At 38.4% G+C, this 14419-nt stretch carries 12 protein-coding genes; 6 read left to right on the forward strand and 6 right to left on the reverse strand.

Translation table 11 applies throughout. The annotated features are described in order from the left end of the window. Window positions 1-266 precede the first annotated feature (266 nt). The 4 genes from ileS (at window position 267) to DHD80_RS03770 (ending at window position 5414) form a co-directional block, all read left to right on the forward strand. A complete protein-coding gene (gene ileS / locus DHD80_RS03755) occupies window positions 267-3692 on the forward strand; it encodes an isoleucine--tRNA ligase (protein ID WP_251739714.1) in 3426 nt (1141 codons plus the stop codon). Between the two features lie 4 nt (window positions 3693-3696). Beyond that, window positions 3697-4080: a TraR/DksA C4-type zinc finger protein gene (locus DHD80_RS03760; protein WP_251739716.1), complete on the forward strand. Its 384-nt coding sequence runs from the start codon at window positions 3697-3699 to the stop codon at window positions 4078-4080. A gap of 128 nt (window positions 4081-4208) precedes the next feature. After that, window positions 4209-4766 carry a hypothetical protein gene (locus DHD80_RS03765; protein ID WP_251739718.1) on the forward strand — a complete coding sequence of 186 codons (558 nt, stop codon included), beginning with the start codon at window positions 4209-4211 and terminating at the stop codon, window positions 4764-4766. 39 nt (window positions 4767-4805) lie between these two features. Next, complete coding sequence (locus DHD80_RS03770) at window positions 4806-5414, forward strand: lipoprotein signal peptidase (protein ID WP_251739719.1); 609 nt, start codon at window positions 4806-4808, stop codon at window positions 5412-5414. Here DHD80_RS03770 and DHD80_RS03775 read toward each other — a convergent pair. The 6 genes from DHD80_RS03775 to DHD80_RS03800 are packed head-to-tail and all read right to left on the reverse strand — an operon-like array spanning window position 5411 to window position 10197. Then, window positions 5411-5827 (reverse strand): response regulator, encoded by a 417-nt coding sequence (locus tag DHD80_RS03775; protein ID WP_251739721.1) that lies wholly within the window; start codon window positions 5825-5827, stop codon window positions 5411-5413. The genes DHD80_RS03770 and DHD80_RS03775 overlap by 4 nt on opposite strands. 10 nt (window positions 5828-5837) lie before the next feature. Next, window positions 5838-7292 carry a PAS domain-containing sensor histidine kinase gene (locus DHD80_RS03780; protein WP_251739723.1) on the reverse strand — a complete coding sequence of 485 codons (1455 nt, stop codon included), beginning with the start codon at window positions 7290-7292 and terminating at the stop codon, window positions 5838-5840. Window positions 7293-7345: 53 nt separating this feature from the next. Beyond that, on the reverse strand, window positions 7346-7918 hold the full coding sequence (locus DHD80_RS03785; protein ID WP_251739725.1) for a 5-formyltetrahydrofolate cyclo-ligase: 573 nt from the start codon (window positions 7916-7918) through the stop codon (window positions 7346-7348). Then, window positions 7887-8900 carry a succinylglutamate desuccinylase/aspartoacylase family protein gene (locus DHD80_RS03790; RefSeq protein WP_251739727.1) on the reverse strand — a complete coding sequence of 338 codons (1014 nt, stop codon included), beginning with the start codon at window positions 8898-8900 and terminating at the stop codon, window positions 7887-7889. The genes DHD80_RS03785 and DHD80_RS03790 overlap by 32 nt, the downstream gene beginning before the upstream one ends. A 3-nt stretch (window positions 8901-8903) precedes the next feature. Next, complete coding sequence (rimK, locus tag DHD80_RS03795; protein WP_251739735.1) at window positions 8904-9776, reverse strand: 30S ribosomal protein S6--L-glutamate ligase; 873 nt, start codon at window positions 9774-9776, stop codon at window positions 8904-8906. Continuing rightward, complete coding sequence (locus DHD80_RS03800) at window positions 9745-10197, reverse strand: RimK/LysX family protein (RefSeq protein WP_251739736.1); 453 nt, start codon at window positions 10195-10197, stop codon at window positions 9745-9747. The genes rimK and DHD80_RS03800 overlap by 32 nt, the downstream gene beginning before the upstream one ends. 156 nt (window positions 10198-10353) lie before the next feature. Between DHD80_RS03800 and uvrC the strand changes: the two genes are divergently transcribed. Next, window positions 10354-12150, forward strand: a complete 1797-nt coding sequence (gene uvrC / locus DHD80_RS03805) for an excinuclease ABC subunit UvrC (protein WP_251739738.1) — start codon at window positions 10354-10356, stop codon at window positions 12148-12150. Further along, window positions 12147-14381 (forward strand): patatin-like phospholipase family protein, encoded by a 2235-nt coding sequence (locus DHD80_RS03810; protein ID WP_251739740.1) that lies wholly within the window; start codon window positions 12147-12149, stop codon window positions 14379-14381. Before uvrC ends, DHD80_RS03810 begins: the two co-directional genes overlap by 4 nt. Window positions 14382-14419: the final 38 nt, after the last annotated feature.

Consider the following 14419-nt stretch of genomic DNA (forward strand, 5'->3'; position numbering starts at 1 on the left):
TCTTTTTCAGCAATGGAAAAAGAAAAGAATGAAAATAGGCTTCAACTGCGCTCACACTCATGACAACTCACCTAAATATAGCTTTAAAGGTCATCCCGAGCCAGCGAGGGAGCTACTTTTTAAAAGATCTTTCCAATGATGATTTTTTGTATTCATTTAAAGTTTTAATTTAACTTTCCAAGCTTTTACATTGAAACTTTCAACTTTTAACGGATAGCTTTTCTCAAAATTCATTAATTTCGCACCTCTATTGAAAAAAGCAGCGAATGAGTAGGAAGTTTCCTGAATATAAAGGACTTGACTTGCCAAAAGTAGCCGAGGAAATTTTAGGTTACTGGGAAGAAAATGAGATTTTTGAGAAAAGTGTAAGTAGCCGTGAAGGCAAAGAACCTTATATTTTCTTCGAAGGGCCACCGTCTGCGAATGGTTTACCTGGTATCCACCACGTTATGGCCAGAAGTATCAAAGATATTTTTTGCCGTTATAAAACCCAGAAAGGCTTTCAGGTTAAAAGAAAAGCCGGTTGGGATACACATGGTTTGCCTATAGAACTTGGCGTTGAAAAAGAACTGGGAATTACCAAAGAAGATATCGGCACCAAAATAAGTATCGAAAAGTATAATGAGGCCTGCAAGAATGCGGTGATGCGTTATACCGGTATTTGGAATGACCTTACCCGAAAAATGGGATATTGGGTAGATATGAGCGATCCTTATATCACCTATAAATCCAAATATATGGAAACGGTGTGGTGGCTGCTTTCCGAAATTTATAAGAAAAACCTTATTTATAAAGGCTATACCATTCAGCCTTATTCCCCAAAAGCGGGAACCGGTTTAAGTTCCCACGAGCTCAATCAGCCGGGGACTTACCAGGATGTGACCGATACCACGGTGACCGCAATGTTCAAAATCACCAATTCTTCAGCTTCTCCATTTGGTGAAGGTTTGGAGGAGACTTTTTTCATCGCCTGGACCACCACACCATGGACACTACCTTCAAATACTGCCCTTACAGTTGGATCAAAAATTGAATACGTAAAAGTTAGGACCTATAATCAGTATACTTTTCAGCCCATTTCTATCATTGTTGCCAAAGAGCTGGCTGAAAAACAGTTCGATAAAAAATTCACTAGGGTTACTTCGGAAGAAGAATTAAAAAACTATTCCGAAGGAGATAACCTGCCTGCCGACAGGGTAGGAAAAATTCCTTATCTAATTTCCGAAGAAAGCTTTTTGGGAAAAGACCTGGTAGGGATTAAATATGAGCAATTACTGCCTTATGCCTTGCCCCATGATCATCCTGAAAATGCTTTTAGAGTAATTGCCGGGGATTTTGTGACTACTGAAGATGGTACGGGAATTGTGCATACGTCGCCAACATTTGGTGCCGATGATGCCATGGTTGCCAAACAGGCCGTGCCTGAAGTGCCGCCATTACTGGTAAAGGATGAAAATGGGAATCTGGTGCCGCTGGTAGATTTGCAGGGAAAATTCAGGCCCGAAATGGGAGAATTTGCCGGTAAGTATGTAAAAAATGAATATTATGATGAAGGGCAGGCTCCGGAAAAATCGGTAGATGTTGAAATTGCCATTAAATTAAAAGAAGAAAACAGGGCTTTTAAAGTAGAAAAATATGTGCACAGTTATCCAAATTGCTGGAGAACCGATAAGCCTATTTTATATTATCCCTTAGATTCATGGTTCATTAAAGTGACCGAGTTTAAGGATCGTATGCACGAGCTGAATAAGGAAATCAACTGGAAACCAAAATCAACCGGGGAAGGAAGATTTGGAAACTGGCTGGCCAATGCGAACGACTGGAATTTATCCCGAAGTCGATATTGGGGAATTCCGCTGCCTATCTGGAGAACCGAAGATGGCAAAGAAGTGAAAGTGATTGGTTCTATTGCTGAATTAAAAGGAGAAATGAAAAAATCGGTTGAGGCCGGCCTGATGCAACAGGATATTTTTGATGATTTTACACCTGAAGATTTCAGCGAAGAGAATTACGATAAAGTTGACTTACATAAAAATGTAGTCGATACCATTATTCTGGTTTCAGACTCTGGAAAAGCCATGAAACGCGAAGCCGATCTTATTGATGTTTGGTTTGATTCCGGTTCGATGCCTTATGCACAATGGCATTATCCGTTTGAAAATAAATCCAAGGTTGACAACACCTGGCGAAAAGCCGATTTTATTGCGGAAGGGGTAGACCAGACCAGAGGCTGGTTTTATACCCTGCATGCGATTGCCACTATGATTTTTGATGACGTCGCTTATAAAAATGTGGTTTCCAATGGGCTTGTCCTGGACAAGAATGGACAAAAAATGTCCAAACGTTTGGGAAATGCCGTAGATCCCTTTGAAACGCTGGGAATTTATGGGCCAGACGCCACACGTTGGTATATGATTTCCAATGCGAATCCCTGGGATAACCTGAAATTTGATATTGAAGGCATTGGAGAAGTGCAGCGAAAATTCTTCGGGACACTTTATAATACTTATTCGTTCTTTACGCTTTATGCCAATCTCGATGAATTCAATTATGAAGAGGCCGATGTACCATTAACGGAACGGCCTGAAATAGATCGCTGGATCCTATCAGAATTGCATACGTTGATTAAAAAAGTAGATACATTTTATGCCGATTATGAACCTACAAAAGCGACCAGGGCCATTTCAGAATTTGTTCAGGAAAATTTAAGTAACTGGTTTGTAAGGCTTAGCCGTAGACGTTTTTGGAAAGGTGATTACGAACAGGATAAAATTTCAGCCTACCAAACCTTATATAATTGTTTGGAAACTGTGGCTAAACTTGGTGCGCCGGTGGCCCCGTTCTTTATGGACAGGCTTTTCAAAGATTTAAATGCTGCGACTGGTAAGGATAACGCAGCTTCTGTGCATATTGCCGATTTTCCGGTTTATAAACCTGAATTTGTTGATAAATCGCTGGAACATAAAATGCAAAAGGCACAAACCATATCTTCTTTAGTACTTTCCCTTCGGAAAAAAGAGATGATCAAAGTGCGCCAACCCTTGCAAAGGGTAATGATTCCGGTACTTGGCGCAGCAGAAAAAGAGGAGATTTTAGCGGTTGCCGATTTGATAAAATCTGAAGTGAATGTAAAAGAACTGGAGTTAATTGATGATGCTTCAGGTCTTCTGGTCAAGCAAATTAAGCCGAATTTTAAGGTTTTAGGGCCTCGCTTTGGAAAGGATATGAAATTGATTTCCAGCCAGATAAACAAATTTGGACCAACTGAAATTTCTAATATCGAACGCAATGGTTCCATAGAAGTTGATATTAATGGAAAATTAGTTACATTGTCTGCCCACGAAGTTGAAATCAGTTCACAGGACATTGAAGGATGGCTTGTTGCCAGCAGTGGCAATTTAACCGTAGCCTTAGACGTTAGCATAAGCCCGGAATTGAAGAAAGAAGGGGTGGCACGCGAATTGGTTAATAGAATACAGAATCTTAGGAAAGATTCGGGATATGAAGTGACAGATCATATAGATGTGACCCTACAAAAGAATGGTATGATCGAGGATGCCGTTTCTGAGAATATAAATTATATTAAAAGTGAAACATTAACTGCAAAGCTCGAATTTGCAGAAGTGGTGAAAGAAGGTTCAGATATTGAATTTGATGATATCATCACTAAACTGTTCATTAAAAAACACTAATCCCATGGCAACAGATCTAAAAGAACGTTACAGCGATGCCGATTTAGCGGAATTTAAAGCCCTAATCAAAAAGAAAATCGAAAAAGCTCAGGAGCAGCTTGAACTTTATCAAAATGCGTATAAAAATGACGGAAATAATGGTACAGATGATACCTCTCCCACATTTAAGGCATTTGAAGAAGGTAGTGAAACCATGAGCAAAGAGGCAAACTCTCAGCTGGCCATTCGCCAGGAAAAATTTATCCGGGACCTTAAGAATGCATTAAATCGTATTGAGAATAAAACTTATGGTATTTGCCGAGTTACCGGGAAATTAATTGCTAAAGAACGACTTTTGCTGGTGCCTCATGCTACGTTGAGCATTGAAGCTAAAAACATGCAACGATAAGAAATTAGTTTTAAGTGCATAATTTTAAAAACGCCCGGCTTTTGCATGGGCGTTTTTTAGTATAGATGAAGCAAATCTTTCACATAGTATTCTTTTTCACCTGCATTTCAGCTTTCCCTCAAAGAAATATGAGAACGGAAATGGATGCAAAAGGGATTAGATCCATCAATATTCAAACGAATGAGATTTTTCTTATTGAAATAAATACTTCCAGGCAGGCTACCATCAGTATAGAAAGCCATTCTGAAGGTGAATATTTCAATAGTATTTTTGTTACTTCAGAAATAATAAATGGAGAGCTGAAAATTGAAAGCAAATATCCTGAAATTCTTACCGGCGGATACGATAAACTGAGTGCCCATAAAGTTTTCGCCATTTCACTGGTAATAAATATCCCTGAAAATCTGGAAGTCCATATTACTTCAAATATTGCTTCGGTAATTTCTACAGGTTCTTATAAATTACTTTTTGCGGAATTAAAACAGGGCTATTGCCACCTCTTGAATTTTTCAGGAAATGCAATCGTAAATACTTTTGAAGGGGATATTTGGGTAGAAACAGATTCGGGTTTAGTAGAGGCAAACACCAGGCATGGAAAAATTATAGTCCCGGAATTTCCAATGGGTCGAAATCCAATAAATCTAACCAGTATAGACGGCGACATTAAGGTTAGTAAAACTAAATAATATTAGTATTTTTGCCCCGTTTCACTTTCAAAACCCAGGATGTCTCTTAAAAAAGCCGGTTTACTTATAATTTTGATCTTATTAATCGATCAGGTTTCCAAAATTTACATTAAAACACATTTTGCCCTGGGTGAAGAGGTCCCTGTTTTTGACTGGTTCAGGATTCTTTTTGTAGAAAATGAAGGCATGGCCTGGGGGACTAAAATTCCGGGACAATATGGGAAATTGGCACTAACGCTGTTTAGGTTGGTAGCGATTTTCGGCATTGGTTACTGGCTTTGGGATTCGGTAAGGAAAAATGGTTCTAAAATATTAATCTCGGCAATTGCTTTAATTTTCGCGGGAGCTTTCGGAAACATAATCGACTCTGTTTTCTACGGAATGTTCTTCAATGATAGTTACGGGCAGGTGGCAAGCTTTTTACCTGAAGGTGGGGGCTACGCCTCAATTTTCCATGGAAAAGTGGTAGATATGCTTTATTTCCCTCTGTGGAAGGGGTACCTGGCAGATTGGATTCCATTTTGGGGAGGAGAATATTTCACCTTTTTCGAACCGGTATTTAATATAGCCGATTCCGCCATTAGCGTTGGCGTTGTACTTCTATTGTTGTTTAATAAGAAAGCTTTTCCGAAGGAAAAAGAAGATTAGGCCGCAGTTTTCGCGAAGATCTTCTCGAATTTTTTCAACTCAATGGGTTTGATCAAATAATCTGTAACTAAATTAAATGATTTCGCTCTTTCAAGATCTCGGGGATCGATACTGGAACTTACCACATACAGGGTTATCTTTTTGTTCAGGTTATTTTTGATCTTGATAAATTCGTTCAAAAATTCCCACCCATCCATAACCGGCATATTCAGATCCAGAAAAATGATATCCGGAAGTTTATCTTCATCTGTAGCGTCTTCCATAATTTCTTTAAAATAATCTAAAGCTTCTTTTCCATTTTTGTAGATAAGAAGTTCCTGAGATAATTTTTTGATCTCAATAATCTTTTTTACCAGATTAACGTATATTTTATCGTCATCGATAATACACGCCAGTTCTACTTTTTGCCCCATTTTAGATAATCTAGAATTTAATTTTAAAAGTTGTGCCTATATCAAGCGTACTGCTTACAGATATTGAGCCTCCTAAGGCTTCCACCTGATTTTTGGTAATAAATAACCCAATTCCTTTAGCTTCGGGAGTTCCTGCGTGAAAGGTTTTATACATACCAAACATTTTATCTCCATGCTCTTCAAGGTCTATTCCCATACCATTGTCGCTCACCTCCAGGTATTCCTTGTCATTTTCAGTATAAGTCTGGATAAAAATCACAGGTTTTCTTCCAGGCTGTCTATAACGAATAGCATTCGTGATTAAATTTAGTAAAATACTTTCAAGATATTCAGGGATATAGCGTATTTCTTTCAAATCCTGAAATTCAGCGACGATTTTTGCATTTTCTCGATTAATTAGCGAGGAGATAGATGCCAGAACTACTTCGATCGCTTCTTCAAATTTAATCCAGACCCGCTCTTTTCGTAAGGAAGTCTGTATACTTACAATATCATTCAGTTTTGAAATTGCGGCATCCAGATTTCCCGAAATGTCTTCTACATTTGCTAGTAGGTCCAGTTTATCCTGATCTGTTCTCGCCTCGCCTAAAAGCTCAACAACTAAACTAAGGTTGCTGCTATGGGATCTTAGATGATGGGAGACAATATGCGCGAAATTAAAAAGCCTTGAATTTTGAGTGGCGATGATGTCTAAAGAATTTTGAAGATTGAGTTCATTATTCTTATTTTCATCAATATTCTGAAGTACTCCGCGAATTCCTATGACATCCTGGTCATCATTATAAACAGGTTTTCCTGTAAGTCGAACCCAGAATTCCCTTCCCTGAAAGGAAACCATCTTTAATTCCAGTTTGAAGGGGATCCCATACTTTTCACATTTATCGAAAGCGCTGGTCATGCGGCTTTGATGTTCTGGGGCGTAGAAATTCATCCGCTGGTCATAAGCGGGTTGGAAATCTTTTGGACAGTCTACGATCTTCTTCGATACGTCATCCCAGTAAATATTATTGTTTAAGGTGTCTACATACCAACCTCCTGTGGAGGTCATTTCCGCAGTTTCCCTATAATAGAAGAAGTTTTCTTCTATAGTATACTTGTCACGCTTGCTCTGGTGGATATTTACAAAAAGTAGGACGGCAGTTTCCCGTCCTTTAGCACCTGTACTTTTTAAATTTTTACATTCAAACCAGCGATATTTTCCATTGCCGAGTTTTAATTTTATTTCAAAGCTGAATGGCTCATTTTTTTTAATGAGTTCTTCAAAATGTATTCTAAAATCGTAACGGTAATCTTCGTGAAGGATATGATTGATAAAAAATTCGAAGATATCTTCTCTGATATCGGGTTTTCCAACCAGTGAGTTAAAATGCTCGGACCATATGATCTCTTTGGAAAACAGGTTGATTTTCCAATAAGCGATATCAAAATCCTCGAGGATATTATTTAACTGTATGTCGCTTAGCATGGAGGTATTTAGAGCAGGGTTAAATTAATAGATTTTAAGATGTAATACAAATCTTATTTTTTATTAAAATCATATACCTTTTGAGGAGTCACGCAATAATCCAAAGGAACATCTTCAGCAAAAATATTATTTATTTTATCAATTGGCTCAAAAAACGACAAGCCTACTTTAATTACCGTTGAACTGCATTCTATTAGGAATTTGTCATAGAATCCTTTGCCATAACCTACTCGATGACCTGTTTTATCAAATGCAAGAAGGGGGATAAATACCACCTCAATCTTTTCTGAAGTTATTTCAATTCCATCTACTGGTTCAGGAATATTCCATCTGTTTTTTTTAATCAGGGTATTATCGGTAAGCAAAATATTGATCAGTGAATTGTCCTGGGAATTCATTCTTGGAATAATCACTTCTTTATCCTTACCCTGAAGAATGTTCAGTATAAAACTGGTGTCGATTTCTTTTTGTTCCGAAATACTTAAAAATATATGGTAGAAACTTCGCTCCCAGATGGGAATTTGTAGGCATAGATTGGCAATCATCATACTTTTCTTCTCGATCTCCTCCGGGGAAAGAGCTCTACGCAGTTCTTTATATCTCTTCCGGATCTCGCTCTTTAACATCACTTACTATTTTTTTGTTTAGGGAAATATGAAAGATCGCATCACCCTGGTAAACGATAGGTGATTCATTCACATTAATAATAAATCCTTCGTTGGGGGTTTTTATTTTATGCCGAAAAGTCCCGTAGGGATCTGTGATGGTGGCGATATATTCTCCTTTTTCCACATGCTTTCCACACGGAATTTTTACGTGAAGGAGTCCGCTGTATTTTGCCCGCAACCAGGTTGAATTTTCTATAATTACGGTTTCTTTTGCAGATTCTGGATAATCAAAATGGGCACCTAGCATTTCCAAATGGCTTAGAATTCTCATGGCCCCTTCAACTCCCGTCTTGGCGACATCCTTATTGCTGTCTTGAGATTTCCCACCTTCAAACAATAAAACCGGAATACCCAATTTTGCACAAGTTTCACGAAAAGATTTTGTTATTGTTCGCGAATAGATGGTAAAGGGGGCATTAAAGATTTGGGAATACTTAATACTTTGAATATCCCCTTTTTTCACCCTTATTTGGGGAGCGTTAAAACGGGCTGCCCCACCTGTGTGAAAATCAAGGCAGAAATCGGCAATGGGCAGGATTTTTTTTACGAACTGGTAGGCGAACCTACTGGCTAAAGAACCATTTTTAGTTCCCGGAAATACACGGTTAAGGTCACGACCATCAGGAAATTCCCTGGCCATGTTTAGAAATCCAAAGATGTTTACAATGGGAATACAAATAATGGTGCCTATTCGCGGTTTGTTGACCCCCTTGGAAATGATCTGCCTTACGATCTCCACGCCATTAATCTCATCCCCATGAATACCCGCGGTAATTAATACAACCGGACCAGGTTTTTTGGCCCTTTCAATAATTACCGGCACCTCTACAGAGGTAGTGGTATATAGTTTAGCCATATTAAAGTTGATGGTAGCACCTTTACCCGGCAAAACCTTCTTCCCTAAAATTTCAAGAACATTGTCCTTGTCTATTTTTGGCATATTTTAAACGTTTCGTTCAATATATCTAATAATTGTTTTGGCAATATCCTTTCCCGTGGCAGCTTCAATTCCCTCAAGTCCCGGGGAACTGTTAACTTCTAAAATTAAAGGTCCACGGCTACTTTGTAGCATATCCACACCGGCTACTCCCAGTGCCATTGCTTTGGCGGCTTTGATAGCGGCATTTTCCTCTTCATCGCTAAGCTGAATTACAGATGCTGAACCGCCTCTATGTAAATTTGATCGGAATTCACCCTCTTTTCCCTGTCTTTTCATCGCGCCCACAACCTGACCGTCTACCACAAAAGCACGAATATCTGCCCCGCCAGCTTCTTTAATAAATTCCTGAACAATAACTCTGGCCTGAAGCCCATTAAAAGCTTCAATAACAGATTCTGCAGCATTTTGAGTATCAGCTAATACAACTCCAAGCCCCTGGGTCCCTTCCAGTAATTTGATGATAACGGGAGCTCCCCCTACATGGTCCAGAATTTCAGAAACATCCTTGGAATAATTGGTGAAAACCGTCTTAGGTAAACCCAATCGTGCACGGGATAATATTTGTAAGCTTCGAAGTTTATCCCTGCTTCTTACCAGTGCCTGAGATTCAGTTGTGGTAAAAACCCCCATCATTTCAAATTGTCTTACCACTGCTGTTCCATAAAAAGTCACAGATGCACCAATCCTGGGAATCACCGCATCGGTATTTTCAAGAAAATGGCTTTTATAATATATGGTTGGTTTCTTTTTTTCGATAATTAGATCGCACTTTGTGGGATCGATCACTTCTACTTCATGGTTCCTTTTCTTGGCTGCTTCCACTAATCTACTGGTAGAATATAGTCTAGGATTTCTTGATAGAATTCGTATGTTCATTTAGTTTTTTATTAAAAGATACATCGATTAATTCAGTATCTACGATAAATTTTTTGGTTAAGAACTTTCTACCTATTAAGACCGGAAAGCGCATCTCCTGCCTGTCTGAAAGTGAAAGGGATATTTTAAAATGTTTATTAAAAAGGGTGATTTTTGATTGTACCTGAAATCGTTTTTGAATTATTCCGTTACTACTTCGTACAAATACAATGTCATAATCTTCAAAAATAAATTCCTTATGATCGTACAGGGGGTGTTCTTCATCTACAAAAGTACAGTGGAGCCCATCTTCCTTCTCCTCAATGTTTTCACAATGTATAGAAGAAGTATAAGCACCGGTATCAATTTTAATGGCAATATCAGAAAGGTTTAGGGCAGGAAAATCTGCCTTATCAAACCTGCCAATAATGATTTTTTCCATGTTGCAATATACTAAAATGCCCGTAAATTAAAGGTTTTTAAGCGTTCTGAACAGCTAGTTTTGAAAGTTTTATGATTGTGATTTTTAAAAGGTATTTTGGAAATTCTATCTGCGAAAAATTAACCAGGCTGGCAGATATGTTTTAAATTTGAAGTAATGGAAAGACCTACGCTGGAAGTACAACTGCAAACGCTGCCTAGTAACCCCGGAGTATATCAATATTTTGATAAAAACGGGAAGATCTTATATGTAGGGAAGGCGAAGAATATTAAAAAAAGGGTCACTTCTTATTTCACCAAACGCCACGACAGCCATCGCATTGGCGTGATGGTGAAAAAGATCCATGAGATTAGGCCTATCGTTGTAGCTTCTGAAACAGATGCGCTGCTGCTGGAGAACAATCTTATCAAAAAACACCAGCCACGCTTTAATGTGATGCTGAAGGATGATAAAACCTATCCTTGGATCTGTATTAAAAACGAGCGTTTTCCCCGGGTATTTCCCACCCGAAGACTCATTAAAGACGGAAGCGAATATTACGGGCCTTTTACCAGTTTTAAAACGGTAAATACATTGTTGGACCTTATTAAAGGCTTATATCAATTGCGAACCTGCAATTATGACCTGGATCCCCAAAAAATTAAAGAGGGAAAGTTCAAGGTTTGCCTGGAATATCATCTTGGTAATTGCAAAGGCCCCTGCGAAGCATTGCAGGCAGAAGAAGAGTACAATCGAAATATAGAAGCGATACGACAAATCGTTAAAGGAAATTTTAAGGATTCGCTGCACAGGTTTCGGGATCAAATGAAAGCCCATGCCGAAAAAATGGAATTTGAGGATGCGCAGAGGATTAAAAATAAGATAGAGGTGTTGGAAAATTACCAGTCTAAATCCACAGTGGTAAATCCAAAGATCAACAATGTAGATGTGTTTTCTATAGTTTCAGATGAAGGTTATGGATATGTGAACTTCCTTCAGCTTTCCCATGGTGCGATTATTCGCTCGCATACCATCGAAATGAAGAAAAAACTGGATGAAAGCGACCGGGAATTACTGGAGCTGGGAATTGTAGAAATCAGGCAACGTTTTAGTGGTAACTCTCCTGAAATTTATGTGCCTTTTAAGGTGGATTTAGGAGATGAGGTGAAAATCACTGTTCCGCAGTTGGGGGATAAAAAGAAGATCGTGGAGCTTTCCCAACGCAATGCAAAATATTTTCGCCAGGAACGATTCAAGCAAATGAAAATCGTAGATCCAGATCGCCACGTGAACCGGGTAATGGCACAAATGAAAGAAGATCTTAGGCTTAGTAAAGAACCCAGGCACATTGAATGTTTTGACAATTCCAATATTCAGGGGAGCAATCCCGTGGCTGCATGTGTGGTTTTTAAAAACGGGAAACCCAGTAAAAAGGATTATCGTAAATTCAACATCAAGACCGTGGAAGGAGCCAATGATTTTGCCTCTATGGAAGAGGTGGTTTTTCGCAGGTATAAAAGATTGCTGAATGAAGGAGAAGAACTTCCTCAATTGATTATTGTCGATGGCGGGAAAGGTCAATTATCCAGCGGTGTGAAGGCACTTGAGATTTTGGGATTGAGGGGAAAAATTGCCATTATCGGGATTGCTAAGAGACTGGAAGAAATCTTTTATCCCGGGGATTCAATCCCTCTTTACCTTGATAAAAAATCTGAAACTTTAAGGATCATTCAGCAATTACGGAATGAAGCGCACCGTTTTGGAATCACATTTCATCGAAATAAAAGGAGTAAAACCGCTTTAAATACTGAACTTGAAAGCATTCCGGGAATTGGAGAAAAAACCGTGATCGATCTTCTGAAACATTTCCGTTCTCTAAAAAGAATAAAAGAAGCTTCTGAAAAGGAGCTGGCAGAAATTATAGGATCGAGCAGGGCAGGGATTGTATTTCAATTTTACCATAAAAAAGAATGAAAAACTTCAGTATCATTTTAGCCTTGATTTTATGCTTTTCCGGGTTTTCCCAGGAAAAAGAGCAGTGGAATCCAAAGGTAGGATTGGTGCTGAGTGGTGGTGGGGCTAAAGGTCTGGCACATATAGGAGCTTTAAAAATCATTGAAGAATCTGGAGTGCGCATAGATTATATTGGTGGCAGTAGCATGGGAGCCATTGTAGGAGGTTTATATGCAGCAGGTTATTCTGCAAAAGAACTGGATTCAATTTTTCATATAACCAATTTTAATATCCTTATTCAGGATAACCTTCCGCGCAGCGCAAAAACTTTTTACGAAAAAGAGGATACTGAAAAATATGCGCTCACCTTACCTTTTGATAATTTTAAGGTAAGCCTGCCTTACGGACTTTCCAAAGGACAGAATATTTATAATTTGATGTCCCGGCTTACCATGCATGTGAGCAAGGTGGATGATTTTAGCAAACTTCCCATTCCATTTTTTTGTACCGCAGCCGATGTTGAAACCGGTGAAGAAGTGATCCTGGATAAAGGTTCCCTGGCTAAAGCAGTGAGCGCCAGTGGTGCAATTCCTACCATTTTTAGTCCGGTGAAAATTGGAGACCGCTTACTTACTGATGGAGGTGTGGCCAATAATTATCCTGTGGAGGAATTGCTAAGGAGAGGTGCCGATATTATTATTGGAGTGGATGTTCAGGATAGTTTGATCATGCGGGACAATTTAAAAAGTGTACTGGATATCCTAACGCAAATCAATAACTTCAATACCATATCAGACATGAAGGCCAAACGGCCTTTAACAGATATTTATATAAAGCCCGATATAAAAGATTTTACGGTGCTTTCTTTTAATGATGGAGAAAATATAATCAAATCTGGAGAGGAAGCGGCAGTTTTAAAACTGGAGGCTATGCAGGCAATCGCAAGCCGGCAGTTAAAAAATGAGCAGGAATATCATGCCCGAAAAATTGAAGATTTTAATATAAGTAGCCTTGAACTTGAAGGAAATAATACCTATCCCAGAGCCTATGTTCTTGGAAAACTGAAATTAAAATACGACAAGCCGTATACTTTTAAGGATCTTAATATTGGTATTAACAACCTTTCCGCAACAGGAAATTTTGACCGGATCAATTATCAGTTCATTCCAAATGAAAATGACGATAATTATACCCTGGCGATGCAAATTGAAGAAAGCCAGAACAAAACCTATCTACGGCTGGGACTTCATTATGATGAATTGTATCAAAGTGCAGCTTTAGTGAACCTTACACAAAAAAGTTTTTTGTTGACCAACGACGTACTTTCCATGGACCTTGTAGTTGGGGATAAGTTTCGCTATAATTTTGATTATTATATAGACAAAGGATATTACTGGAGCATTGGCTTAAAATCCCGCTATAATAATTTTGAGAAGGATGTACGTTTCGATTTTGCTTCAGAAACCGGTGATCTGGAAACGAATGTTGACGGGGTTAATCGTATCGATATCGATTATAAAGATTTTACAAATCAATTCTATTTGCAAACACTTTTCCGACAGGTTTTCCTGTTTGGTGTAGGTGCAGAACATAAATATTTAAAGGTTTCCTCTTCAACCATATCCAATCCTGAAGATCCCACCACCAATGTTTTCGAGGATAATTATTATCTAAGTACTTTTGGGTATTTAACTTTCGATTCTTACGATAACAGCTATTTCCCTAAACGCGGAGTTTACTTTAATGGTGATTTTCATTTATACTTTTTATCTTCAGATAATAATGCTGATTTTTCTGAATTTTCCATTGCCAAAGGTCAGTTGGGGTATGCCACGCCTTTATTCGGAAATCTGGTAAGCAGGATTTCAACTGAAGCAGGATTTAAAATTGGGAATGACAACATTAACACCCTGGATTTCTTCTTGGGTGGCTACGGAAATAATTTCATCAATAACTTTATTCCGTTTTACGGATATGATTTTGTAAGCCTTTCCGGAGATAGTTATATAAAGGCATTGCTGGAGTTGGATTATGAGATTTATCCTAAGAATCATATTATTGGAAGTGCCAATATTGCCAATGTTTCCAATAGGTTATATTCTTCAGGAAACTGGATAAGTTTGCCAGATTATACCGGCTATGCCCTGGGTTATGGACTGGATACTTTTATGGGACCTTTAGAAGTGAAGTATTCCTATTCTCCCGAAATAAAGGAAAGCACCTGGTATTTTAGTCTTGGTTTCTGGTTTTAATTGCTGATTTTTCTTTAAAATGGCGTTGTTTTAGCCTT

Source organism: Gramella sp. AN32 (assembly GCF_023718305.1).
GTDB classification, from domain to species: domain Bacteria; phylum Bacteroidota; class Bacteroidia; order Flavobacteriales; family Flavobacteriaceae; genus Christiangramia; species Christiangramia antarctica.

Bases quoted from the DNA above. Each gene is read 5' to 3' on its own strand.
- DHD80_RS03775 (WP_251739721.1), bottom strand. From the start codon at position 5,827: ATGGGGCAAAAAGTAGAACTGGCGTGTATTATCGATGACGATAAAATA.
- DHD80_RS03800 (WP_251739736.1), bottom strand. From the start codon at position 10,197: ATGGAAAAAATCATTATTGGCAGGTTTGATAAGGCAGATTTTCCTGCC.
- DHD80_RS03810 (WP_251739740.1), top strand. From the start codon at position 12,147: ATGAAAAACTTCAGTATCATTTTAGCCTTGATTTTATGCTTTTCCGGG.
- DHD80_RS03765 (WP_251739718.1), top strand. From the start codon at position 4,209: ATGAGAACGGAAATGGATGCAAAAGGGATTAGATCCATCAATATTCAA.
- uvrC (WP_251739738.1), top strand. From the start codon at position 10,354: ATGGAAAGACCTACGCTGGAAGTACAACTGCAAACGCTGCCTAGTAAC.
- DHD80_RS03760 (WP_251739716.1), top strand. From the start codon at position 3,697: ATGGCAACAGATCTAAAAGAACGTTACAGCGATGCCGATTTAGCGGAA.
- rimK (WP_251739735.1), bottom strand. From the start codon at position 9,776: ATGAACATACGAATTCTATCAAGAAATCCTAGACTATATTCTACCAGT.
- DHD80_RS03785 (WP_251739725.1), bottom strand. From the start codon at position 7,918: ATGTTAAAGAGCGAGATCCGGAAGAGATATAAAGAACTGCGTAGAGCT.
- DHD80_RS03770 (WP_251739719.1), top strand. From the start codon at position 4,806: ATGTCTCTTAAAAAAGCCGGTTTACTTATAATTTTGATCTTATTAATC.
- DHD80_RS03790 (WP_251739727.1), bottom strand. From the start codon at position 8,900: ATGCCAAAAATAGACAAGGACAATGTTCTTGAAATTTTAGGGAAGAAG.
- ileS (WP_251739714.1), top strand. From the start codon at position 267: ATGAGTAGGAAGTTTCCTGAATATAAAGGACTTGACTTGCCAAAAGTA.
- DHD80_RS03780 (WP_251739723.1), bottom strand. From the start codon at position 7,292: ATGCTAAGCGACATACAGTTAAATAATATCCTCGAGGATTTTGATATC.